Below are 23,534 nucleotides of genomic sequence, written 5' to 3'. Positions count from 1 at the left end.
GCGGTTCTATAGGTCGCGCTAAAAAGATGTATTTACTACGTATAAGTTGAGACGTATGTGAATCGTATTTTGTTGACTGCGTTCGGTATTTTGGTTTTGATGTTTTCCGAAACCAGTTACAGAAGAGAGTCCCTCAAAGTTTTCACAACCTCCACAAAAAAATCAAAAGAGGTTTCTCACTGCGCCCCTAACAAATTTTGTCCGAGGCTAACGGGCTTTTTTTGCCTTTCATAGTTGCTTTTAGAGCAGAAGCTACTATATAATAGGAACAACAGCAAGGAGGAATAAATATTGAAGAAAACGATTGCTATTATCATTTTAATTATCGGGTTGCTTCTCGTACTTTCGCCGTTTATTAAGAGCGGGATTGTGAAGTACCTAAGTGAGCGGGACTCCGTGACGAATTACAGTGCAGAAACGATTGAAAAAAATAATAACAGAGACGCCAACTTTGATTTTGCGAGTGTCGAATTACCATCGATGACATCCGTTGCCAAAGGAGCTGTAGATTACGACAAGAACGCGGTCGTTGGTTCGATTGCGATTCCGAGTGTAGATCTTAGTCTGATGGTATTAAAAGGGACGAATACAGCGAACCTGCTTGCCGGTGCAACGACGATGCGCGCGGATCAGGTGATGGGAAAAGGAAACTATCCACTTGCTGGACATCACATGCGTAACGGCTCGATGCTATTTGGACCAGTGATGAACGTAAAGGAAGGCGCCAAGGTGTATCTGACCGATTTGAAGAACCTTTACACGTATGAGGTAACGAAAACAGAAATCATTAAAGATACAGAAGTTAGCGTGATCGACAATACGGAAGAGCCTCAGATCACGTTGATTACGTGCGATGTTGCCACTGAAACCGATCAGCGCTTTGTCGCGATTGGGAAGTTAGTTTCAACAGAGAAGCTGACGAAAGAGAAAGAAGATAAGTATTTTAAATAAGTTTTCATTTATGCGCCTGACATGGAATGTTAATTCTATGCTGGCGTTTTTTATAGAAATTTATTTTCGTTAAATAGATCATGATTAATTTTAAAAATTTCCAATTATATGGGTAGCTAAAGTAGTAGCTTAAATAAAAGGTGGCAAGGATAGTTGACAATGAATAAAGAGGTAATTTCCTATACAAAAGGCATTTTAATTTCATCTATAATTTTCTTTTTAGTTTTGAAGTTTGTTTTCAGTAGTACTTGGTTCATATCAATTGGTATACCTGTGGCTACTTGTATAATCTTATCTGTCACGTCAATTTATAGATTTAAAGAAAAGTGACAGGAAATTTAACATGGTAGAGGATACTTGTTAGGAAGAATGAAGCATGGCCTTCACACAAATTGAATACGTACTAAAAATGAGAGTATGTCATGAAAATGGCGTGCTTTTTTCAGTCGCAAAATCTGTTCTCCCTCTCCATTTTAGTGTATGATAAAAAGGTAAGCTAAATCGAGAGAGGACGTGGTGGCATGAAGTTGACTGTGTTTGGTCATTGGGGCGGCTATCCGAAAGTGGATGAGGGAACGTCGAGTTATTTATTGGAAGAGGATGGGTTTAAGCTATTGATTGATGTCGGTGCGAGTGCCGTTTCTATTATGCAAAATTATGTCGATCCAAATGAGATTGATGCGGCGATTATTTCGCATTATCATCCGGATCATGTCGCGGATGTTGGGATTTTGCAGCATTATCGATTGATTGGTGGGATGAACAGGGATGTGTCGGTCTTGCCAGTGTATGGGCATGAGGAGGATGCGCGTGGTTTCTCTTATCTTTCGATGCCGAATGTGTCGGAGGGTATTGCTTATGATCCGAGTAAGCCGCTCCATGTGGGGCCTTTTACAATCACGTTTTTGAAGACGGTGCATCCGGTTGTTTGTTATGCGATGCGAATGGAGGCGAACGGGAAGGTGTTTGTATTCACGGCGGATTCGGCGTACCAGGAGTCGTTTGTTCCTTTTGCGAAGGGTGCGGATTTATTGATGGCGGATACGAATTTTTATAAAGAGTTTGCTGGGACGAGCAAGATTCATATGGCGAGTACGGAGGTTGGCAAATTGGCGCAAGATGCTGGTGTGACGACGCTATTGTTATCGCATTTGCCGCAGTTTGGGGAGTTGGCAACGTTGAAGTCGGAAGCGGCGTCGGCATTTGATGGACAGATTGTGTTGGCTGAAAAGGGCTTGATTATCGAGTTTTAAGGAGGAAATAAGGCGTGTATTTTATAGATAATAAGAATATGTTAGATCCAACGATTAATTTGGCGGTGGAGGAATTTATTTTGACGGAGCTTGATTTGGACGAGCCGGTGCTGCTTTTCTATATTAATCAGCCGTCGATCATTATTGGGCGTAACCAGAATACGATTGAGGAAATTAATACAGACTATGTCGCCAAAAATAATATCAAGGTTGTGCGTCGTTTATCGGGCGGTGGCGCGGTGTATCATGATGAGGGCAATCTGAATTTCAGCTTTATTACGAAGGATGACGGTGATTCGTTCCATAACTTTGCCAAGTTTACGCAACCGATTGTAACGGCTCTGAAAAAGCAGGGCGTGAATGCGGAGCTAAAGGGTCGCAATGATTTGCTGATCGATGGTTTTAAGGTGTCTGGAAATGCACAGTTTGCAACGAAGGGCAAGATGTTTTCGCACGGGACGTTGATGTTTGATTTGAATATCGATCATGTGGTCGCATCGCTGAAGGTGCGCAAGGACAAGATTGAATCGAAGGGCATTAAGTCGGTGCGTAGCCGTGTTGCCAACATTTCGGAATTCATGGAGCAAAAAATGACGACAGAAGCTTTCCGCGATTTGCTGTTATTGGATCTTTTTGAGGTATCGGATGTGGCGGATGTGAAGGAGTATGTGCTCACGGAAGCGGATTGGGCAAAGATTCATGCGATTTCTGAGAAGCGTTACAACAATTGGGATTGGAATTATGGAAAGTCGCCGAAGTTTAACTTGGAGCGGACGAAGCGTTTCCCAGTTGGCGGCATTGATGTGCGTCTGGATGTCGTGAAAAGTGTGATTGCAGATGTGAAGATTTTCGGTGATTTCTTCGGTGTTGGCGATGTCACGGAAATCGAGGATAAGCTTCGCGGGGTGAATTACGAGCGCGAAGCAATAGAAGCGGCGTTAAAAGGGACGGATATGAAGCATTATTTCGGTAATATAACGATGGAAGATTTTTTAGATTTAGTGTATTAAGTGATAAAAAAGAGTGCGAGCCAGATGGTTTGCGCTCTTTTTTTGGAATCTGGAAAAATGTTAACTTTCGAACGGTGGTATTATTTTCAAATTAGCGGGAAATCTGGTATATTAGAGGTAAGAAAACTTGTTTGACAGTTTTCGATTTACTTCATATCTGAACACGGCAGAATGATTTTTTGTTTTAAGAAAGATAAAAAAACAGATTATTCAAAAAGGGAGTGATGAAGTGAGCAATAAATTGCAGATCGGAAACATGTCAGAAGCGGATACATATTTATTTAATATGGGGAATCATTTTCAAAGTTATCAGCTTATGGGATGTCAGTTTGCAGTGGATGCGTCTGGGAATGAGGGTTTTTCATTTCGAGTTTGGGCTCCGAATGCGCGTGAAATTGCCATTGTGGGTGATTTTTGTGATTGGGAGACAGGATTGAAGTTAGAGAAAAAGGGGGAAACGGGGATCTGGGAAGGGTTTTCGCTTTCGGCAAAGCCTGGACAGCATTATAAGGTACTCGTTGTGGATCAAAAGGGGCATCAGAAATTGAAGATGGATCCGTACGCGTTTTCGTTTGAGACGCGACCAAAAGATGCGGCTGTTGTGACGAAGTTGCCTGATTTTAAATGGTCGGACGGACGCTGGATGGCCAAACGAAAACGGAAATCGGTGTATGAGGCACCACTAAATATTTATGAGGTACACGCTGGATCGTGGCGCAAGCCGAAAGACTCAGATGTGGAATTTTATACGTTTGGAGAGTTGGCGGAGACGTTGATTCCGTATGTGGCGGAGATGGGATTTACACATATTGAGTTTATGCCGCTCATGGAACATCCGTTAGACGCGTCATGGGGCTATCAGATCACGGGCTATTATGCGTTATCGGCGCGTTACGGGAGTTTGGAGGAATTTATGGGCTTCGTGGATGCGTGCCATGCGGCGAACATTGGTGTGATTATGGATTGGGTTCCAGGTCATTTTTGTAGAAATGATAATGCGTTGGCCTATTTTGATGGGACGCCACAATTTGAGTATTGGAAGTCGTTTCAGGCGGATAATGTGCGCTGGGGGACGCTCAATTTTGATTTGTCAAAGGCCGAGGTGCACAGTTTTCTGATTTCGAATGCGTTGTTTTGGATTGAGATGTGTCATTTGGATGGATTGCGTGTCGACGCGGTGTCGGCGATGATTTATTTGGATTATGATGAGGGGTATTGGGAAGCGAATGAGGATGGGAACAACTTGAACAAGGCTGGCATCGCTTTTGTGCAAAAGTTGAACACGGAAGTTTTTAAACGGTATCCTGATTTGTTGATGATCGCAGAGGAAAGCACGGCATATCCGAATGTGACGATGCCGGTGGACGCGAATGGGCTCGGCTTTAATTATAAGTGGAACATGGGATGGATGAACGATATTTTGAAGTTTTTCGAGATGGATCCGTTGTTTCGTAAGGATCATTTTAACCTTGTCACGTTTTCGTTTATGTACATGTTTAAGGAAAATTATATCTTGGCGTTGTCCCACGATGAGGTGGTGCATGGCAAGAAATCGATGATGCACAAGATGCCGGGCGATCGATATAACCAGTTTGCTGGTCTCCGGACGTTAGAGGCGTTTTTGATGACTCATCCGGGTAAAAAGTTGAATTTTATGGGTAACGAGACGGGGCAGTTTTTGGAATGGAAGTTTGCGGAGGAATTGGAATGGGCCGATTTGAAACAAGATTTGAATCATCAGTACCAGTTCTTTGTGCAGACGCTAAATGAGTTGTATGTGGATCATCGTGCGCTATTTGAGCAGGATCATGTGCCAGAAGGAATGGCGATTTTGGATGCGGATAATCGCGATGAGTCGATTTTGACGTTTATTCGCCAAGGTGTGAAGCCGCGTGAGTTTCTGATTGTGGCGTGTAATTTTGTCCCAGTAGAAAGGCAACACGTGCGGATTGGTGTGCCTTATGAGGGCGTTTATACAGAATTGCTGAATACGGAGTCGCGTGCGTTTGGTGGAACGTGGGATGTCGCGCAACCGGAAATGCGTACGATGGATGAGGGACATAATGGACAACCATTTAGTATCGAAGTAATCTTACCAGCGATGAGTGTACTGATGATTAAGCCGAAACGAATAAAAGGATATAAAAAGGGCGGTGAAAGGGATTCGCTAGTAAAAGGCGGGCCCAGATAATTATGAAAAATGACATGATTGCAATGATTTTAGCAGGTGGACAGGGCTCAAGGCTCGGTGATTTAACGAAAACAATGGCAAAACCGGCGGTCTCGTTTGGCGGGAAATACCGGATTATTGATTTTTCGCTTAGTAATTGTTCGAATTCGGGGATTGATACGGTCGGTGTGGTGACGCAGTATCAGCCACTTGAGTTGAATGAACATATTGGAGATGGTTCATATTTCGATTTGGATTATAAGAGTGGTGGCGTGACGATTTTGCAACCGCATCTCAGTTTAGAAGGGGAAAAGTGGTTTAAAGGAACGGCGCATGCGATTCATCAAAATGTGAGTTTCATTGATAGTCATGATCCGGAGTACGTATTGATTTTGTCGGGGGATCATATTTATAAAATGGATTACGAGAAAATGCTCGATTACCATAAGGCGAAAAATGCGGCGTTAACGGTTGCGGTTATTGAGGTGCCAATGGAAGAGGCATCGCGATTCGGAATTATGAACGTGGATAATACAGAGCGAATTATTGAATTTGATGAGAAACCAGCGGAGCCGAAAAGCAACCTAGCATCGATGGGTATCTATATTTTTAAATGGAGTCTTTTGAAGCAATATTTGAAAGAAGGCCAGACGAAAGATATTGATATGAGCGACTTTGGTAAAAATATCGTACCGGCTTATTTGAATAATGGAGAGCACATTTTTGCGTATCGATTCTCTGGGTATTGGAAGGATGTTGGAACGATTTCGAGCCTTTGGGAGGCAAACATGGAGTTTATCGATCCATGTCATGAGCTCAATATCCGCGACCGGGAATGGCGGATTTACTCGAAAAATCCAATCGCGCCACCGCAACATATTACGAAACAGGCTGATGTGAAGAATGCTCTAATCGTCGACGGTTGTTATATTAATGGTCAGGTGAAGCATTCGATCTTGTCGCAAAATGTCAAAATTGGCGAGAATAGTGTGATTGAGGATAGTATCATCATGCCAAATTCGGTGATTGGAAAAAATGTAGTGTTAAAACGGGCGATCGTTGGGGAAAATGCGGTTATTGCGGATCATGTGGAAATTATAGGTGGGGACGAGATTGAAGTTGTCGGCCACCATGAGATGATTGGAGTGTCGGAAGATGAAGGCTAATAAAATTTGTGGGATCTTAAATTTGTCGGAAATTAAAGAAGGATTACAGCCTTTGACGAAAAACCGGCCTCTTGCTGCGATGCCTTTTGCGTGTCGTTATCGGTTGGTTGACTTCCCGTTATCGAATATGACCAATGCGGGAATTAATACGATTGCGATGTTTTTGAACGAGAATAATCGGTCGTTGTTTGACCATATTCGAAGTGGTAAGGAATGGGATTTGAACACGATGTATGGCGGTTTGTTCGTATTTGACGAGCGAAATGCGGATGACTTTTCGCAGGAGAATTATGATAATAGTCTGAACTTCTTGACGAAATCGGCGACGGAATATGTCGTGATAATGGGCAGCAAGATGATCTGTAATATTGATTTAAAGGCAGTTTTACAGCATCATAAGCAGCAGGATGCGGATGTGACGGTCGTTTATAAACGAATTGCGACACCGATTGAGCCTTTCGATCATGAACATTTGACGACGTTTGAACTCAGTCCAGAAGGTGCTATTTTGGCGAATACGGTCGTTGAGAAAACAGAGCAAGTGGCGGAGCACAGCGCGCTTAGCTTGGAGATCTATTTGTTGAAACAAGAGTTGTTGGTAAAATTGCTTGAAAATTACCGGGAAACAGGTCGGGATTTCTCGTTGGATGCGGTGATGAAGCAGGCTGTGGAGCACACGAATGCCAATGGTTTTGAGTATACGGGCTACATGCGCCAAATCTATTCGGTGAACTCGTATTTTGAGGGGAATTTTGATATGCTGGATGACCGTGATTTAACGGGATTGTTCCAAGAAAATCAAAAAATCCATACGAAGGCTAAAAATGAGGTACCGACGTTTTATGCGGAAGAATCGGATATTACGGATTGTCTTGTTGCCAATGGTTGTTTGTTGCGGGGAACAGCGACGCATTCGTTGATCTTCCGGAATGTAACATTGGATGCGGGTGCAGATGTGAAGCACTCGATGATTATGCAGGGCGCGAAGGTTGGTGCGGGTGCTAGGCTAGAGTATGTGATCGCGGATAAGAAGAGCGTAATTGCACCAGGTGTCGAATTAATCGGCACGAAAGAGCAACCGATTGTTGTGAAAAAAGATGAACAGATTGAGGCCAACAGAGGAGCGGAAGTGTAATGAAAGTTTTATTTGCAGCAGCAGAAGTGTTTCCTTTTGTGAAGGTCGGCGGACTAGCGGATGTGGCGTATGCCTTGCCGAAAGAACTCGTGAAACAAGGTGTTGATATTCGGGTCGTGTTGCCGTTTCATACGAAGATAGCGGAAGAATTGAAGGCGGAGATGGAGGATCTGACGCAGTTTACGATCGATGTTGGCTGGCGCAAGCAGTTTTGCGGTGTGAAAACGTTGATGCGTGATGGCGTACGATTTTATTTTATAGATAATCTGTATTATTTTGATCGACCTAATGTGTATGGGGACTATGATGATGCGGAGCGCTATGCGTTTTTCTCGATGGCGGTTTGTGAAATGATGGAGAAAATTGACTTTATTCCGGATTGGTTGCATGTGAATGATTGGCACACGGGGATTATACCGTTACTTCTTGCTGATAAATATGATTGGATTGAGGCGTATAGAGGGATTCGGACGGTGCTGACGATTCACAATTTGCAATTCCAAGGGATTTATTCGCCGCAAGTGTTGGAAGAATTGCTCGGAATTGGACGGCAGACGTGGCATGAGGACGGGATAAAGTACTATGATAACGTGAATTTTATGAAGGGTGCGATTCAGTTTGCAGACCGAATCACGACGGTGAGTCCGACGTATGCCAACGAGATTCAGACGCCGCTTTATGGGGAGCGATTGGATGGATTACTGCGAGCCAACGCCTGGAAGTTGTTGGGGATTTTGAATGGAATCGATCAGGAGTTGAATGATCCGGCAAGTGATCCACTGATTCCGAATCATTTTACGAAAGCAGATTTGTCCGGGAAAGCGGCGAACAAGGCTGCGATGCAAAAACGGCTCGGTTTGCCCGTGCGTGCGGATGTTCCGCTTATCATCATGGTTTCGCGACTGACACATCAAAAAGGATGCCATCTACTTGAAGCAAGCCTAGATGAGTTGCTTCAAAAGGATATTCAAGTTGCTGTGCTCGGCAAGGGTGAGCAGAGCTTTGAAGAGTCATATCGCTTTTTTGCACACGTTTATCCAGAGAAAATGTCGGCGAATATTGATTTTGATATCGGTTTTGCGCAACAGCTTTATGCGGCGGGAGATATACTGCTGATGCCTTCATGGTTTGAGCCATGCGGGATTTCACAGCTGATTGCAATGCGCTATGGAACGCTTCCAGTCGTGCATGAAACAGGTGGTTTGAAGGATACCGTGACGCCGTTTAATCAATATACGAATGAGGGCACGGGCTTTAGTTTTAGCAATTATGAGGCAAGTGTTTTCAGAAATATATTGTTGATGGCGATTGATGTCTACCAAGAGGAACCTGCTGTGTGGCAACAACTTGTAGGACAGGCGATGGACAAGGATTATAGCTGGGAAGTTTCAGCCCAAAAGTACAAGGGTATCTACGAGGAATGATGATGTTAGGACAAGGCATAGCTTTACAGACCCGATAAGGAGGAATCATATTGAAAATTAGTAAGGAGCATTTTAAGAAAGAGTATAGGCGTGCATTGACGAGCCTTTATGCCTCTGAAATTCATGATTTGACGCCATTGGAACAGTACATCACGTTGGGGAGTGTAGTGAAGGACTATACGGCTCAAAATTGGATGCAAACAAAAAAAGAATATCAGCAGGATCAAGCAAAGCAAGTCTACTATTTTTCGATTGAATTTCTACCTGGGAAGTTATTAAAAAGCAATTTGTTGAATTTAGGTATTTTGGACAAGGTGCGTGAAGGTTTGGCTGAGCTTGGTGTCGATTTTGCCAAGTTAGAAGCGATTGAGGCTGATCCAGGTTTAGGTAATGGTGGTTTGGGGCGTTTGGCGGCTTGCTTTATGGATTCGATGGCAACGTGTGATGTTCCCGGAAATGGGAATGGAATTCGTTATCGTTATGGGCTGTTTAAGCAGAAATTTGTGAATGGTTACCAGGTCGAGTTACCGGATGACTGGTTGAGACATGAGAATGTGTGGGAAACGAGGCGCGAAAATAAGGCGGAAATTGTGCGCTTTTTCGGGGATGTGCATCTGGAAGAGGACGCGAATGGTCAAATCAAACCAGTTTATTCGCACACAGAAGATATTTTAGCGGTGCCCTATGATACGGCGATGACGGGTTATGAAAATGACACGGTCAACAATTTGCGACTGTGGTCTGCTGAGATCCCACCGAGCGAGGAGATGGACTACTTTTCGGAGGAGCGTCGGAAATCGATTCATAGTATTTCGGAAATGCTCTATCCGGATGATTCGAATTATGATGGCAGGTTGTTGCGCCTGAAACAGGAATACTTTTTCGTGTCGGCGGGCGTGCAGAGCATTATTCGTTATTACCGGAAGTTAGGCGTGCCAATGGAGCATTTAGCAGAGAAGATTTCGATCCATATTAATGATACGCATCCGACGATGTGTATTCCTGAATTGATGCGAATTTTACTAGATGAAGAGGGCTTGAGTTGGGACGCGGCATGGACGATTACGATGAAGACGTGTTCTTATACGAACCATACGATTATGGCTGAGGCGCTTGAGAAGTGGCCAGAGCAGATGGTTTCGAATCTAGTGCCACGGATTTATCAAATCATTTGCGAGATTAATCGCCGGCATTTAGATAGTATGTCGCCGCTTTATGGCGTGAATTTTACGCAGCGAACAGCGATTATTCAAGATGGTATCATTCATATGGCGCATTTGGCGATTATTGGTAGCCATAGCGTGAATGGTGTCGCGAAACTGCATACGGATATTTTAAAAGAGAAGGCCTTGCACGATTTTTATTTGGCGTATCCTGCCAGATTTAATAATAAAACGAACGGTATTACACATCGCCGCTGGTTGCTCCTTAGCAATGAAGGTTTGAGCGACTTGATCAGTGATTATATCGGTAGCGAGTGGAAGAAAAAACCGAATGAGCTATACTTATTGAAAGCTTTTAAAGAAGATTCTGTACTACTTGAAAAATTAGAGCAAGTGAAGTTTGAGAACAAGCAACGTTTGGCAGCCTATGTGGAAGAGACGATGGGAATCGAGATTGATCCGAATGCTGTATTTGACGTCCAAATCAAGCGACTTCATGCGTATAAACGCCAGCTCTTGAACGTACTCCATATTTTATCGATGTATTTGAAGTTGAAAGAATCGCAGTCAGGTGAGGAAATCGTGCCGCGCGTCTTCATTTTCGGTGCCAAAGCCGCGCCGAGTTACTCTTATGCCAAGGAAATTATCAAACTAATCAATGCTGTGGCAGACATGATCAACAATGACACGACGATTGATAACAAAATTAAAATCGTGTTCGTGGAGAATTACGGTGTGACACTAGCGGAGAAAATAATTCCAGCGGCGGACATTAGTGAGCAAATTTCGCTTGTAACAAAAGAAGCATCGGGGACGAGTAATATGAAATTGATGCTAAATGGTGCGATCACACTTGCGACGCTGGACGGTGCCAATGTGGAAATTCGTGATAAAGTCGGGGACGAGAACATGTTATTGTTTGGGATGCAGGACGCGGAGTTGTATCATTTTTACGATTCTAATTCGTATCATTCACATGAGATTTATGATCATAATCCACGGTTGAAGCGCTGTATAGATGCACTGGTAGATGGTACGATTCCGAACATAGAGGCAGAGGGGCGCGAGATTTTTGATTCGCTGCTGAAGTATAATGATGAATATTTCGTGTTGAAGGATTATGACTCGTATGTGCAGGCGCAGTCACGAATTGATGGTCTATACCGAGATCGCAAAAAATGGAATCAGATGTCTCTATTAAACATTGCGAACGCGGGAGATTTTTCGTCGGATTATACGATTATGAATTATGCGGATGAAATTTGGAATGTGCATCACAATAAAAATTTGTGACGAGAGGAAGTTTAAATAATGGCGAAAGTAGTTGTATTTGATTCGTGGAATGCGTTATATAAACAGCCTTTTGGCGCAGTGAATGTGAGCGCGACGGTCGATTTTCGGATTGATATCGCGCTTCCTTACGTTTCAAAAGTAGAGCTGAAAATCCATAAAGATGGTATGGAGGAACAGAGTTTTGAGATGACGCATGAGCAAGGCGTCGCGTATATTGTTTCTTTTAAACCGTATGCGGCGACTGGTCTTTATTTTTACTACTTCAAAATTCAGCAAAACTTCGATACGGAAGTGCGGACGACATATTATTTTAATAATCGTGGTATGGAAGGCGGAGAAGGCTTTTTTACCGAGAATTATGATGATGTTTGTACGTATCAGCTGACCTGTTTTGAATATGCGGATAAAGCCCCAGAATGGTATCAGAATGCGGTTTTCTATCATATCTTTGTCGACCGTTTCTTCAATGCAGACGACCATGTGCGTGCGCCAAAGCCTGATTCTTTTATTTACGCAAGAACAGAGGATACACCATATTATATTAAAAATGACAAAGGCGAAATTGTGCGCTGGGAATTTTTCGGTGGAAACTTAGATGGCATTAAGCAAAAGTTGGGCTATTTAAAGGAGCTGGGTATCACTGGTCTGTATTTAAGCCCGATTTTTGAAGCGAAGAGCAATCATAAGTACGATACTTCTGATTACAAAAAAATAGACCCAATGTTCGGCGATGAGACGATTTTTGCAGCATTGATTCAAGCGGCAAGCGAGCATGGTATGCGGATTATTTTGGATGGTGTTTTCAACCACGTTGGGGAAGATAGTATTTATTTTAATCGCAATGGCCATTTTGATTCGGTTGGTGCGTATCAGAGCGTGGATTCGCCGTACCATCACTGGTTTACTTTTCAGAATTTCCCGGATCAGTATGATACGTGGTGGGGTGTCAGTAATCTGCCCGTGGTGAACAAGCAGGATGCGGATTTTCAGCGGTTAATTTACGCGGGTAAGGACAGCGTGATTGATCATTGGACCTCGCGCGGAGTTGCTGGTTGGCGGCTAGATGTGGCGGATGAGCTTCCAGATGCATTTATTGGTGGGATTCGGCAAACATTATTAAAGTATCCTGATCGCGTTTTAATCGGCGAAGTCTGGGAGGATGCCACGAATAAAATTGCTTATAATGAGAGGCGCCACTACTTGGAAGGGGGCATGCTGCAAGGCGTGATGAACTATCCTTTCCGACAGATTATTATTGATTTGTTGAACGAGAATCTCACAGCACAGCAAGCAGTACAAAAAACGATGGCAATGAAGGAAAACTATCCTGCTGAGGCACTCGCCGCAAACTTGAACAATATTGGAACGCATGATACCGCCCGTATTTTCACGATGTTATCGGAAAATAAAGCAAAGTTGCGATTGGCCGTTTACTTATTGATGGTTTTGCCAGGCGTGCCATGCGTATATTACGGTGACGAGGCAGGTCTGACAGGCGGCGCAGATCCAGATAATCGCAAATTCTATCCGTGGGGACGCGAAGACGCTGATATTAGCGAATTTTATCGTGCTGCAATCAAGCTACGCAATACAAACGAGGCGCTACGAAAAGGGGAATACCATCCATTTTCCCTCGGTGTATTATTCGGTGTTGTTCGCCACGTAGACGAGGATAACTGGCATGTTTTCATTATGAATCCAACCCATCAAGAGCAAGAAATTGATCTTACAAAAATTTATCCACAGCGCGAAGACTGGATTCCAATTTTACAGGCAGCCAAAATTCAAAAAAACAAAATAGCACCCTATGGATTTTTTTTCGTATAAGCAAAAGAAAAGAGAAGATTAGCGTTTTTTCAATAAGCGCTAGCCTTCTCTTTTTTCGCTATTATAAACTAGAAATGACTTCTGCAGTTGAACGAATTCGGCCCATCCGCGGGAAAATAGTTTGGCATACGTAATCATGCATCGTTTTATCAGTAGCCCCCATAATGTCCTCCACAAAAACCTGATCATAGCCTAGTTGGAAAGCATCGCGCGCTGTGGTATCCACGCCAATACCGGTCGATACGCCACCAAGTACAATCGTATCAATTCCACGACGCCGCAATTGCAAGTCGAGATCGGTGCCATGAAACGCACTCCATTGCCGCTTAGTCATCGTGTAAGTTCCCTTTATCTCTGCAAGTTCTGGCACGAGAACATCCCAGCCATCAGGAAAGGCCATTGCCGCACTTGCTGGTGCGTCTGTCGTCGGATTTAACGAATCTTTACCGTCCAAAAAGGAGACTCGCACCAAAACAACGAAACCACCTTTCTCCGTAAAGGATTGAGCTAATTGCCGAGATCGTTCAATGATCTCCTCGGGGCTATGCGGTGCGCTATTTCTTCCGATAATACCATTTTGTAAGTCGATTAACACAAGTGCCGTTTTTTCGATTTGTAAATTCATTTTGTTTGTTCCCTCCAAGTTTTGTTTGCGTTGATTTCACGCGCATTAAGCTTTTTGAACACTTTAAAATAAACCCAGATCGCGTTGACTAAAAGCAGGGCGCTAGTGATGAAAAATACATACTGTATGCCCAGCAAAGCCGCGATTTGACCGCCGAATACAGCACCAGTAAAGATGCCGAGATACCCAGCTGAATTCGTAATCCCAAAGACACGACCAGTGAATTCGGGCGGCGTCATTTTTTTTATCAGAATGTTAACAGAAGGATTCAGCCCAGCAACCGCGAGTCCGAGAATAAAGCGAAGCGCGATCAGCTCCCAAGGACTGCGAACGAAGGCTTGGGGAATAAAAACAATCCCTGCAACAATCAGTGCGACAAAAATAACGCGTTGTGCCCCAATTTGATCTGAAAGCTTACCAAGGCGTGGCGCTGCGATAATGCTTGCGAGTCCAGATGCTGAAAATGCGAGTCCAGACAAAAATGCAATGTGTGAAGTGCCGTGGACGAGTTGTTGCATGTATACCGTGATGATTGGTTCCACCGAATAAAGCGCAAGTGTCAGTGTAAAGAAGGTGACAAACATCGTCAAAATAAAACTCTTATTCGGCAATGTACGCCAAATCTCTTTTGTATTCAACACTTTTTTATCCGTGCGCATGAAATGTTCTTTTACAAACAATGCCGTCAAAATAAAAGCGACGAACAACAGCCCACCCGTGATGAAAAAGACATTTTGCAAGCTGAAATGTTCTGCGATAACGCCGCCAACAAGCGGACCGAGTAGTGAGCCCGTAATGGCACCCGTCGAAAGTGTACCTAGCGCCCAACCAGCATGTGCCTCATCGGTTTGCGTCGCCACAAGCGCTGTACAAGCTGTCGCAAAACCAGTTACGACGCCTTGCAAAGTACGGAGCGCAATCAGTTCATACACATTGTGCGTAAATCCCATACATCCAATAATAATGGCCATTCCAAGACTGGCACGAAGCAACATCGGTTTTCGACCAAAACGGTCAGCCGCTTGTCCCCAAATCGGTGAAAAGATAGCTGACATAATAAAGGTGATTCCAAACGTCAAGCCTGATATCTGAGCCACAAGTGCTGCATTATCAATGCCTAGATGCTTTATGTAAAGCGGTAAAACAGGAGCAATTTGACTCATACCGATGCTAGTCACAAACGTTCCAAACCAACAAACGATTAAATTTCTCTTCCAAATCGGCATGTGAATCCATCTCCTCAAGTTATCTTATACAATAACAACTTTATTATAAGAGATAAAATCTCATGAAACCATGCATAATATTAAAAACCATGGACATTTCTATTATAATATTCTGTGGGACTGATACCTTCATGTTGCTTGAAGAGTCGACTAAAATAAAATTCGTCAGTAAAACCTAGTAAGCGTGCCACATCTTTTACCTTTTTTGTCCCATCCATCATGAGCTCTTTCGCAAGATCTATCTTGATCTTATTAAAAAAGACAATCACAGGATAGCCAGTTGTTTCTTTGAATATACGCGACAAGTATGTAGGGGAGAGCTGCACAAGTTCTGCCAGTTCATTGAGCGTGATATTTCCATGAATATGTTGCCGCATATAATCAATCACTTTCTCCACTTTTAGGCTCGTGGCATAGTTTTTATGTTGCTTTCGGAGGTTTTGATCAATCACGATTAATAGCTGTTGAAACAATGTTTTCACGACAAACTCATATCCAGGCAATTTTTCATGCCAGCGAATTACTACATTTTCAAATGCTTCACTAACAGCATAATAATCTTGCAAAACAGAGACTGCTGGTAAAGATAGCCGCTGCGTTTCAGGCACAATCGTCCACATATTATTAGTGAAACCAACGCGCCCATAGCTGAAATGTACCGTGAGAAAAGATGCTGGTCGCGCCTGGCTTGTTTCGATCGAATGCCAAACATTGGCCGGAATGTAAAAAAGCATGCCTTCGTGGAAATCTAATGCCTTATCTGCCATTCGATATTTTCCCGAGCCACCAGTAACGAGGACTAATTCATGATGTTGCAATGTTCTCGTTAACTTCTTCGCAAGTATCCCCGAACCACTAGTCTTGCCACCGTTGCAATAATGAATATGAAAAAAAAGCTCCTGTATACCCATCGTGTCCTCCTAGTTTGTATCTTTCTTTTTTGATCCCATCCAACGCTCCAACCGCTTGCCAGCATACCATAAAACAGCGACAATCACGACCAAAATCAGTAGTTTCACAGGATGTTGTATAATATCACGCAAATCATATCCGATATAACTGATTGCAAAAACTTTAATGACCTTCCCGCCAATCAATGCCATCAAAAATTGGAAAAAACGAATTTCCGATAAAGCAGCGACAACATTGACTGCAGAAGAAGGCGTAAACGGCATCACGAGTAAAATGAAGATTGGACCAAACCCGTGTTCATCGATCCAGTCCATAACCTTGCGAACATGCCTATGATGCGTAATAAACCGCAAAAACCTAGTCTGACCAAATTTCCGCACGATCCAAAAGACGCACAGACTACCAAGTATGGCGGCAGAACATGAAATGATAAATCCCCAAACAAGCCCATATGCGCTCACGTTGACAATAACAAATAAAGAGAACGGTAAAAATGGTAGAAACGCCTCAATAAATGGTAAAAAGAACGCCAACAAAGGCCCGAAAGCGCGGTAGGACTGCATCCATTGCATTATATTATCATACGAGAAAAACTCTTTCAACGAGTTATACCAATCCATCATCGTTTATCCCACCCTAAACCAGTTTTCTATTATTTTCTCACAATACCCGATAAAATGCAGTTTTAAGCCTTGAATGCGAAACAAAGCGTCTGAGAACCTTTTGCCTCAGGCTCGTTTCTTATGTGTATAGCAGGCTCCATACATAGCGTGGTGTCTTAACTTGTATTTATAAATGATTCAACAATAGAGTAGCATCCAATAAGGCTTTTCTCTAAGGTAGAGAAATCTCAAAAGGGTAACCCAAAACGAACGTGGAACTATATCTGAAAAAGTTGGGTAGGAGTGTAGGATTAGGGTGATCAATCGAGTGTTTCTTTTTAGGTGAAGATCGCTGAAAGGGAGTATCACCAAAGTACATTTGTGATGCCCTTGTTACATGTTGCGCGCATAACCGAAAATAAGGCATACGGGTGAAGAAACGCCTACCAACCTCATAAAGAAAGCGCTATCTTTTATCTTTTTTTAGGTGGAATTTTTAATTTGTACACAGCTATTCGGAATAAAAAAAGATACAATCAAAGGGGAGTCAATGAATGAAAAAAGTACTATCGCGATGGCTTGTCGTCCTGATTGTTTGCAGTCTCCCATAAAATTGGTCTTTTCAATGGGTACAATTATGACTGTGTAGACGTGGGTAAGACAAGCAACTGGAGCATCAAAGGGAAGAAATATGGGCAACCAATGAAGAAGTTGCGAATGGTAACTATCAACTGCATGTCAATGGAACTGGTAGTGAACTGCCAATTAAAGAAGTCCCTTTTGTTGATGTTTACTCTGAAAAAAATGAAGATAATCTTAATAATGGGTTTATTGGATTAAACTGGTTAAAATTAGAGGATGTAGCGGGGTATAAAGTTTGGATATTTGATGGTGCCAACTATAAAGCACACGATACGGATGGTCAAACTGGATGGTCAACCAAAGGGAAAGGGATTTGGCCTACGCAAGATGATATCAATAGCCATAAAGGATTACTACATGTGGATGGTAGTGGTGGAGATGTTTCAATAAATCCAACACAGGTGTATAAATTGAACAACAAAAATTCGTTGGTAAATGACGAATACTATACTCGTGTAACGGCATATAATGATCGTGGTGAAACAATTGCATACACTCAAGCACCTAAAGTTAACTTAGGGCAGAGTAATTGAAGCAGAAAAAATAACAGGCTTAGATGATGCAGTAATCGATAAAGTAGATATCTGGATAGTGAGGGGTTCTCAGAAGCGATATCACAATCTGTTTTAGGTTCACTTACCGAGGAAGAAATACTTAAAATAAATGAACATATAGATGAGGCTAATCAGTTTATTGAGGATGCAAGTCCAGAAATTGACACGGAAGAAAAAGTAGCAATTAATTCAGTGCATGATAGTCAATTGAATACTGATTCTAACGTAATTACGCCATCTGCAGCGGACGTTACTAAGATGAATCGCTATTGGTGGGGGTACAAATTGTACTTGAGTAAAACATTTCTTAATACACTATCTTCAGGGAGTATTGGTATAGCTGGTTATATCGTTTCAACATTAAAATTAAGACATTGGGCAACTATGACTGCAGCCGGAATATTAGGTACTATGGGGTATTTACTAGGTAATCAAAAGCATGGTGTTGTTATTATTATAGGTGTGATTCTTTTAAGATTTGTGCGAATATGGTTTATTAATCATAAAATGAAAAAATGATGTTTTAATGTTTAGATCTATTTGATGGATATTCATGACAGCGCAGAAAGGGCACACTGAAAAAAAGGTGCTCTTTCTTTGCATATAGGATAGTGTCAACAAACATGTTTTTTGACACACGAATAAATATATCCTTAAAATAAGTGATTGTTCGTCTTTTTGATTTCTAAGGGTAATTTCATTCGGTTGACACTCTGGGATCTAATCAAGCGCATTCCCTTTAATAATACTTATAAAAGTAAAGAAAGCGCTCTCCGTGTAGCTTTTATAAGTATAAATGTTGATTTTTGTATACAGCATTTCATCATGTATTGTAGTATATTGAAAGTACAAGGATTGCCTATGCGTTTTCTTGTAATCTACATATGTAAGAAGAGAGGAGATGTTTGTGATGAAAAGAAAATATGGAAAAAAACTTGCGATTGCTATAGTATCAGGAGGATTGTTATTAAGTGGCGGGTTTACAACCACATTGGCTCCATCAAGTGTTTTTGCGCAAGAATACAGTGTGTACGATGTAATTGATGCTGTGAATGGGCTGTTCGAAGATGATGATCCTGTCAATACTATCAAAGAAACGACAGATGTAAGCCAATACGTAGCAGTAAAAGCGAGTGTAGAAAGACTTTCTGCAGGCGGTTTGAAAACAGATTTATTAAAAAAGCTGACAAAAGCGAGTACTTTGATAAAACCAACTTTTACAGCAACGTCATATGAAGAGGGGCAAACACACTTATCCGGAAAAGCTATTCCAAATACAAACGTAGAAATAAATATAACTATGCCAGGATCGGGTTATGTTTTTCATGCAACATCAGATGGTAACGGTGACTGGTCAATTTCATCAGTTTCTCAGTTACTTATTGGAAGAACGTTATATGTTAAAACCGCGGTAAATGGGGTTATACAATATTCCTACAGTAATATAGTTGTTAGTCCGACAAGAACAATCGTAAACAAGCTATTCCAAGGTAATGATCCTAACAATGCTATTAAAGATACAGCGGATGTAACACAATATATTTCAGCAAAAGCACGTGTAGATAGATTGCAAGAGGATGCTTTAAAAAATGAATTACGAACTACATTGGTAAAAGCGAGTACTTTAATAAAACCAACCATTACATCAACAGCACATGAGGGTCAGACATTCTTATACGGCCAAGCCATTCCAAATACAAACGTAGAGATAAATATAACGATGCCTGGGAGAGGCTACGTATTTCATGCAATATCAGATAGCACTGGAGATTGGACAGTAGAAAATGTTTCAGAATTAGTAGTTGGAAGAACACTGTATGTTAAAACTACTATAAATGGTGTTATTCAATATTCTTACGCCACTATAACACCAAATTAACATTTGCTATAATAAAAAGCAGGAATCTTTGTATAGAGCCATTTAAGAAAATGGTGGATACAAAGATTCCTGCTTATTTTTCAGTTTAGAGACCACTTTATCCCACCCTAAACCAGTTTTCTATTATTTTCTCACAATACCCGATAAAATGCAGTTTTAAGCCTTGAATGCGAAACAAAACCATACTTTCTCCAGCTGAGAGAAAATACGGTTTTATCAATCTCTAGTTCACTTTTTGGTTCATAAATGTAGGATGGGGGACGGCTTCATTGTTTATGCGAGATGCTTCAAAGCCATAACTTTCAGCCACGATATACAAGGGACGATCCTTGACCTCATCATAAATTCGACCAATATATTCGCCGATCATTCCTAAAATAATAAGGACAAAGCCACTAAACAAAAGTTGAATAATAATCATGGAAGACCAACCACTTACCGTTGTATTCGTAAATAATGTCTGGAAAAGTACGATGAACATATAGATGAATCCAGCGCTAGACAAAGCTACACCGGCATAGCTTGCTAATTTTAATGGTTGGTACGAAAAAGAAGTCATTCCGTCCATAGAAAGTTTTAACATTTTTTTTAGTGGGTATTTTGTTTCGCCGGCTGCCCGTTCATCGCGCTCGTATGCTAAGGCGGTTTGTTTGAAACCGAGCCAACTCACCAAACCACGAACAAAAGGATTTTTCTCGTTTAGCTTTTTGAGCTCGTTGTAGACTTTTTTATCCATGAGGCGGAAATCCCCGGTATCAACAGGAATCTCCACATCAGTTAATTTATGCAACGCCCGGTAGAACATCTTCGCACTCCATTTTTTGAAAAAGGTTTCGCCGTTACGCTTGATTCGCTGTGCATAGACAACATCATAGCCTTGTTGCCATTTCTGCACCATCTCCGGAATTAGCTCCGGCGGATCTTGCAAATCTGCGTCGATAATAATAACGACATCCCCATTTGCATAGTCCGTGCCAGCAGTAATCGCGATTTGATGGCCAAAATTTCTTGAAAAAACAAGGCATTTGACGTGTGGATCTGTGAAGCTAAGCGCCTGAACGAGTGATAGAGTGGCATCTTTACTACCATCATTGACGAATAGGAGTTCATAGTCCATAGCCAAATTTTCCATCACGTTTTTTAAGCGATGATACGTTTGCTCGATAACTGCTTCTTCATTATAAAGTGGAATAACTACAGATATTTTTGTCGTCATACTACTCAATCCTCCCCGCTAAGTTTGTAAAGCGTACCGCCAGATTGTCCGCCGCCAGGCCCGCCTTGCATGCCACCATGACTTGGGGAATTTTGACTCGTTGTTGCACTCGTCGTCACATCCGTTGTCTGATCGCTCCATTCAGAGCTATCCACTTTGGTACCATTTTCTTCAATCCACTTCACAACATCGGAGCTACTACCTTTATTATTCGATGGTAAGTAGAAGTACTTGATTTTTCCATCTTTAATCATTTGTTTTAATTCTTCTACTGTCAAAATTGGATCGGTTCCGTTGAAGCCGCCGAGTGCCATGACAGATTTGCCTGTTTTAATAATGTAAGGTGCAGCTGTAGAAGCATCTGTGGTACCAAATAAGAATTCCGTTCCGTTACTATTTTTCTCTACATAAGCGAGTAATTTTTCGTTGATCGTCGCATTAGCAAAACCGCTACCACTGCTTGTTTTTAGTTGAGGTCCAGCCTCAGGAAGCGCGCTATTGCCACCGTATATCATCGGGGTTAACGCCCAATAGGTTGGTGCGAGAAGTAGTGCGATGAGAGAAGCTACGGTGACCCAAGAAGTCCATGCAGGTTGTCGATGCTTGATGATGAATAATACTGTGGCAAGCCCAAGTCCGATCACGCCTGCGACACCCATCCAAAGCACTGAATATTGCGCGATAAAGAACATTTGTAAAGCAGTTGTTACCACGATCGCGCTTGGCAATAAATAACCTGGTACGCCCGTATTTTTACGATATAAATGGAGTAACGCCATGAATCCAGCACCAGTTAAGGCTGCGATTGCAGGAGCTAACATGATTAAATAATAATGATGGAAAAAGCCAGCGATACTAAAGAAGCCTGCAACTGGAATGAGCCATGCCACCCAAAAAGTCATTTCTTTTTGTGCGGTATTCCATTGGAAGAAGCGACGTTTGCGACTCCAGTTAGCAATAAAGATGGCTGCGATGCCAAAAAATGCCATTGGTAATAACCAACTAATCTGATCGCCTAGCGCCGTTTGGAAAAGACGCAATGGACCAGCTGTACCAGTACCAAACATGCCCGTTCCGCCCATCATTTTCGAGCCGCCACCTTGTTTTCCATTAGGCCCGCCACCTTGCATACCACCATTTGGAGGCTGAGGTGGTTGACCAGACATCGACTGGCTATTTTGAGTGGATTCTGTTGATGCATCGGGTGCGATATTATCATTGTTTGAGCTGGAACCTGGAGGAGTCATTTGCGAATTCGTGCTTGCATTTGTTCCCGTTTCTTGACCTAATAAGCGCTCCATACCATTGTAACCGAATGCGAGTTCCAACACGGAGTTCGTTTGGCTACTCCCGATGTATGGTCGCTCACTTGCTGATGTGTTATCCACGATGACGGCCCATGAAACCGAAACGCCAAGCATCATCACGAGGGCGATGACGAGATGAAGTGCTTTTCTCTTCCAATTACATTTTGCTGCAATGAAATAGAACAATAAGAAGGCTGGGACGACCATATAAGCTTGCAACATCTTGACATTAAAGCCAATCCCGATCAAGGCAAACGCAAGGAGTAGGAAGCCAATTTTGCCTTTTTTCACGGCTTTAAATAGTGCCCATGTCCCGAGCAATAGGACAAAGACGAGAATGCTATCCACGTTATTCGTCCGACTCACAGCTACTGCAATCGGCGTTGTTGCCATAACAAGCGCCGCAATCCGAGCTGCCCATTTGCCAAACGTCGGCTTTATGAGGAAATAAAGCAATAAGACCGAGCCCACACCAGCGAGAGCTTGCGGTAAAATAACGCTCCAACCGTGAATACCAAAAATAAGAGCACTCATCGTTTGTAACCAAAGTGCAACAGGAGGCTTATCGACTGTCACAAACCCCGAAGGATCAAGCGCTCCATAGAAAAAATTCGACCAACTTTCCGTCATACTTGTCACAGCTGCCGTATAATAGGGATTTACCGTATCATCATTCCATACACCCCAAAAATTAAGAAACGCAGCGAGCACTGCAATACCAATTAAATACCAATCAATCCGTCGTTGTTTCACCATTCCATTCACTTCCTTCATTACTGATAAGCTAAGTGTATCTAGCAAATATGAAGAAAGAATGAACAATTAGGGAAATTAGTTTTAAATGTTTCATTGATCCTAACGTGTATGAGTTATCAGCTGACTAAAAATAAGCTTTTAAAATACAAAATTATTTTCGAAAGATATAATCTTGAAAAGAGCAATAAATTCAAATCCTGACGATCATAAGTCAAAGCAGATAGGGAAAAGGCACGAGAATCCAAACATTTAGTGACAAATATCTAAACGAACTACCGTAATCATTTTTACTGTGCTATAATTTTTTTAGCGCCGACGTTGGGCAAAAAATAACGAGGGATCTAAAGTCGAATAATTCAAAAAAATCAATATCTAATATCTAGACGCAATTTTTTTCATAATCAAGTAATACCAATCAAAAAC

General features: G+C 42.2%; 17 protein-coding genes. 11 read left to right on the top strand and 6 right to left on the bottom strand.

What is annotated here, in order from left to right; genetic code table 11:
- Positions 1 to 288 precede the first annotated feature (288 nt).
- From HCJ54_RS05430 to HCJ54_RS05390, 9 genes are all read left to right on the top strand, one after another.
- Positions 289 to 951: a sortase gene (locus HCJ54_RS05430; protein ID WP_187137065.1), complete on the top strand. Its 663-nt coding sequence runs from the start codon at positions 289 to 291 to the stop codon at positions 949 to 951.
- A gap of 521 nt (positions 952 to 1,472) precedes the next feature.
- Positions 1,473 to 2,204 (top strand): MBL fold metallo-hydrolase, encoded by a 732-nt coding sequence (locus HCJ54_RS05425; RefSeq protein WP_187136909.1) that lies wholly within the window; start codon positions 1,473 to 1,475, stop codon positions 2,202 to 2,204.
- Positions 2,205 to 2,218: 14 nt separating this feature from the next.
- A complete protein-coding gene (lplA, locus tag HCJ54_RS05420; protein WP_187136908.1) occupies positions 2,219 to 3,214 on the top strand; it encodes a lipoate--protein ligase in 996 nt (331 codons plus the stop codon).
- A 229-nt stretch (positions 3,215 to 3,443) separates the two neighbouring features.
- Positions 3,444 to 5,405, top strand: coding sequence for a 1,4-alpha-glucan branching protein GlgB (glgB, locus tag HCJ54_RS05415; RefSeq protein ID WP_342354446.1), 1,962 nt, complete (start codon positions 3,444 to 3,446; stop codon positions 5,403 to 5,405).
- A 2-nt stretch (positions 5,406 to 5,407) separates the two neighbouring features.
- Positions 5,408 to 6,550 (top strand): glucose-1-phosphate adenylyltransferase, encoded by a 1,143-nt coding sequence (locus tag HCJ54_RS05410; RefSeq protein ID WP_036066001.1) that lies wholly within the window; start codon positions 5,408 to 5,410, stop codon positions 6,548 to 6,550.
- Complete coding sequence (gene glgD / locus HCJ54_RS05405; RefSeq protein ID WP_187136907.1) at positions 6,540 to 7,685, top strand: glucose-1-phosphate adenylyltransferase subunit GlgD; 1,146 nt, start codon at positions 6,540 to 6,542, stop codon at positions 7,683 to 7,685. Before HCJ54_RS05410 ends, glgD begins: the two co-directional genes overlap by 11 nt.
- Positions 7,685 to 9,109 (top strand): glycogen synthase GlgA, encoded by a 1,425-nt coding sequence (gene glgA, locus HCJ54_RS05400; protein WP_187136906.1) that lies wholly within the window; start codon positions 7,685 to 7,687, stop codon positions 9,107 to 9,109. Before glgD ends, glgA begins: the two co-directional genes overlap by 1 nt.
- 50 nt (positions 9,110 to 9,159) lie before the next feature.
- Positions 9,160 to 11,565 carry a glycogen/starch/alpha-glucan phosphorylase gene (locus HCJ54_RS05395; protein ID WP_187136905.1) on the top strand — a complete coding sequence of 802 codons (2,406 nt, stop codon included), beginning with the start codon at positions 9,160 to 9,162 and terminating at the stop codon, positions 11,563 to 11,565.
- 18 nt (positions 11,566 to 11,583) lie between these two features.
- On the top strand, positions 11,584 to 13,392 hold the full coding sequence (locus tag HCJ54_RS05390; RefSeq protein ID WP_187136904.1) for a glycoside hydrolase family 13 protein: 1,809 nt from the start codon (positions 11,584 to 11,586) through the stop codon (positions 13,390 to 13,392).
- A 61-nt stretch (positions 13,393 to 13,453) separates the two neighbouring features.
- On the opposite strand, the gene HCJ54_RS05385 is transcribed toward HCJ54_RS05390, so the two are convergent.
- From HCJ54_RS05385 to HCJ54_RS05370, 4 genes are all read right to left on the bottom strand, one after another.
- Complete coding sequence (locus HCJ54_RS05385) at positions 13,454 to 14,017, bottom strand: isochorismatase family protein (RefSeq protein WP_187136903.1); 564 nt, start codon at positions 14,015 to 14,017, stop codon at positions 13,454 to 13,456.
- A complete protein-coding gene (locus HCJ54_RS05380) occupies positions 14,014 to 15,243 on the bottom strand; it encodes a multidrug efflux MFS transporter (protein WP_187136902.1) in 1,230 nt (409 codons plus the stop codon). Before HCJ54_RS05380 ends, HCJ54_RS05385 begins: the two co-directional genes overlap by 4 nt.
- A gap of 80 nt (positions 15,244 to 15,323) precedes the next feature.
- Positions 15,324 to 16,154 carry a helix-turn-helix transcriptional regulator gene (locus tag HCJ54_RS05375; RefSeq protein ID WP_187136901.1) on the bottom strand — a complete coding sequence of 277 codons (831 nt, stop codon included), beginning with the start codon at positions 16,152 to 16,154 and terminating at the stop codon, positions 15,324 to 15,326.
- Between the two features lie 9 nt (positions 16,155 to 16,163).
- Entirely contained in the window at positions 16,164 to 16,775 is a 612-nt protein-coding gene (locus tag HCJ54_RS05370; protein WP_187137063.1) for a TVP38/TMEM64 family protein, read from the bottom strand.
- Between the two features lie 1,469 nt (positions 16,776 to 18,244).
- On the opposite strand from HCJ54_RS05370, the gene HCJ54_RS05365 reads away from it, so the two are divergent.
- Together HCJ54_RS05365 and HCJ54_RS05360 are read left to right on the top strand one after the other, a co-directional pair.
- On the top strand, positions 18,245 to 18,472 hold the full coding sequence (locus tag HCJ54_RS05365; protein ID WP_187136900.1) for a hypothetical protein: 228 nt from the start codon (positions 18,245 to 18,247) through the stop codon (positions 18,470 to 18,472).
- Between the two features lie 391 nt (positions 18,473 to 18,863).
- Positions 18,864 to 19,832: a toxin Cry1Ac domain D-VI-related protein gene (locus HCJ54_RS05360; protein WP_187136899.1), complete on the top strand. Its 969-nt coding sequence runs from the start codon at positions 18,864 to 18,866 to the stop codon at positions 19,830 to 19,832.
- Between the two features lie 223 nt (positions 19,833 to 20,055).
- On the opposite strand, the gene gltA is transcribed toward HCJ54_RS05360, so the two are convergent.
- Positions 20,056 to 21,048 (bottom strand): glycosyltransferase GltA, encoded by a 993-nt coding sequence (gene gltA, locus HCJ54_RS05355; RefSeq protein ID WP_187136898.1) that lies wholly within the window; start codon positions 21,046 to 21,048, stop codon positions 20,056 to 20,058.
- 5 nt (positions 21,049 to 21,053) lie between these two features.
- A complete protein-coding gene (locus HCJ54_RS05350) occupies positions 21,054 to 23,111 on the bottom strand; it encodes an ArnT family glycosyltransferase (protein ID WP_187136897.1) in 2,058 nt (685 codons plus the stop codon).
- Positions 23,112 to 23,534: the final 423 nt, after the last annotated feature.

This window comes from Listeria grandensis (assembly GCF_014322885.1).
GTDB lineage: Bacteria > Bacillota > Bacilli > Lactobacillales > Listeriaceae > Listeria_A > Listeria_A grandensis.
The sequence above is the reverse complement of the archived record's forward strand: the minus strand, read 5'-3'. Positions and strand labels throughout refer to the sequence as shown.

Excerpts from the sequence above, each read along its gene's own strand:
- HCJ54_RS05380 (WP_187136902.1), bottom strand. The coding sequence starts at position 15,243 with ATGCCGATTTGGAAGAGAAATTTAATCGTTTGTTGGTTTGGAACGTTT.
- gltA (WP_187136898.1), bottom strand. The coding sequence starts at position 21,048 with ATGACGACAAAAATATCTGTAGTTATTCCACTTTATAATGAAGAAGCA.
- HCJ54_RS05425 (WP_187136909.1), top strand. The coding sequence starts at position 1,473 with ATGAAGTTGACTGTGTTTGGTCATTGGGGCGGCTATCCGAAAGTGGAT.
- glgD (WP_187136907.1), top strand. The coding sequence starts at position 6,540 with ATGAAGGCTAATAAAATTTGTGGGATCTTAAATTTGTCGGAAATTAAA.
- HCJ54_RS05410 (WP_036066001.1), top strand. The coding sequence starts at position 5,408 with ATGAAAAATGACATGATTGCAATGATTTTAGCAGGTGGACAGGGCTCA.
- HCJ54_RS05350 (WP_187136897.1), bottom strand. The coding sequence starts at position 23,111 with ATGGTGAAACAACGACGGATTGATTGGTATTTAATTGGTATTGCAGTG.
- HCJ54_RS05360 (WP_187136899.1), top strand. The coding sequence starts at position 18,864 with ATGAAAAGAAAATATGGAAAAAAACTTGCGATTGCTATAGTATCAGGA.
- HCJ54_RS05375 (WP_187136901.1), bottom strand. The coding sequence starts at position 16,154 with ATGGGTATACAGGAGCTTTTTTTTCATATTCATTATTGCAACGGTGGC.
- HCJ54_RS05385 (WP_187136903.1), bottom strand. The coding sequence starts at position 14,017 with ATGAATTTACAAATCGAAAAAACGGCACTTGTGTTAATCGACTTACAA.
- glgA (WP_187136906.1), top strand. The coding sequence starts at position 7,685 with ATGAAAGTTTTATTTGCAGCAGCAGAAGTGTTTCCTTTTGTGAAGGTC.
- HCJ54_RS05390 (WP_187136904.1), top strand. The coding sequence starts at position 11,584 with ATGGCGAAAGTAGTTGTATTTGATTCGTGGAATGCGTTATATAAACAG.
- HCJ54_RS05370 (WP_187137063.1), bottom strand. The coding sequence starts at position 16,775 with ATGGATTGGTATAACTCGTTGAAAGAGTTTTTCTCGTATGATAATATA.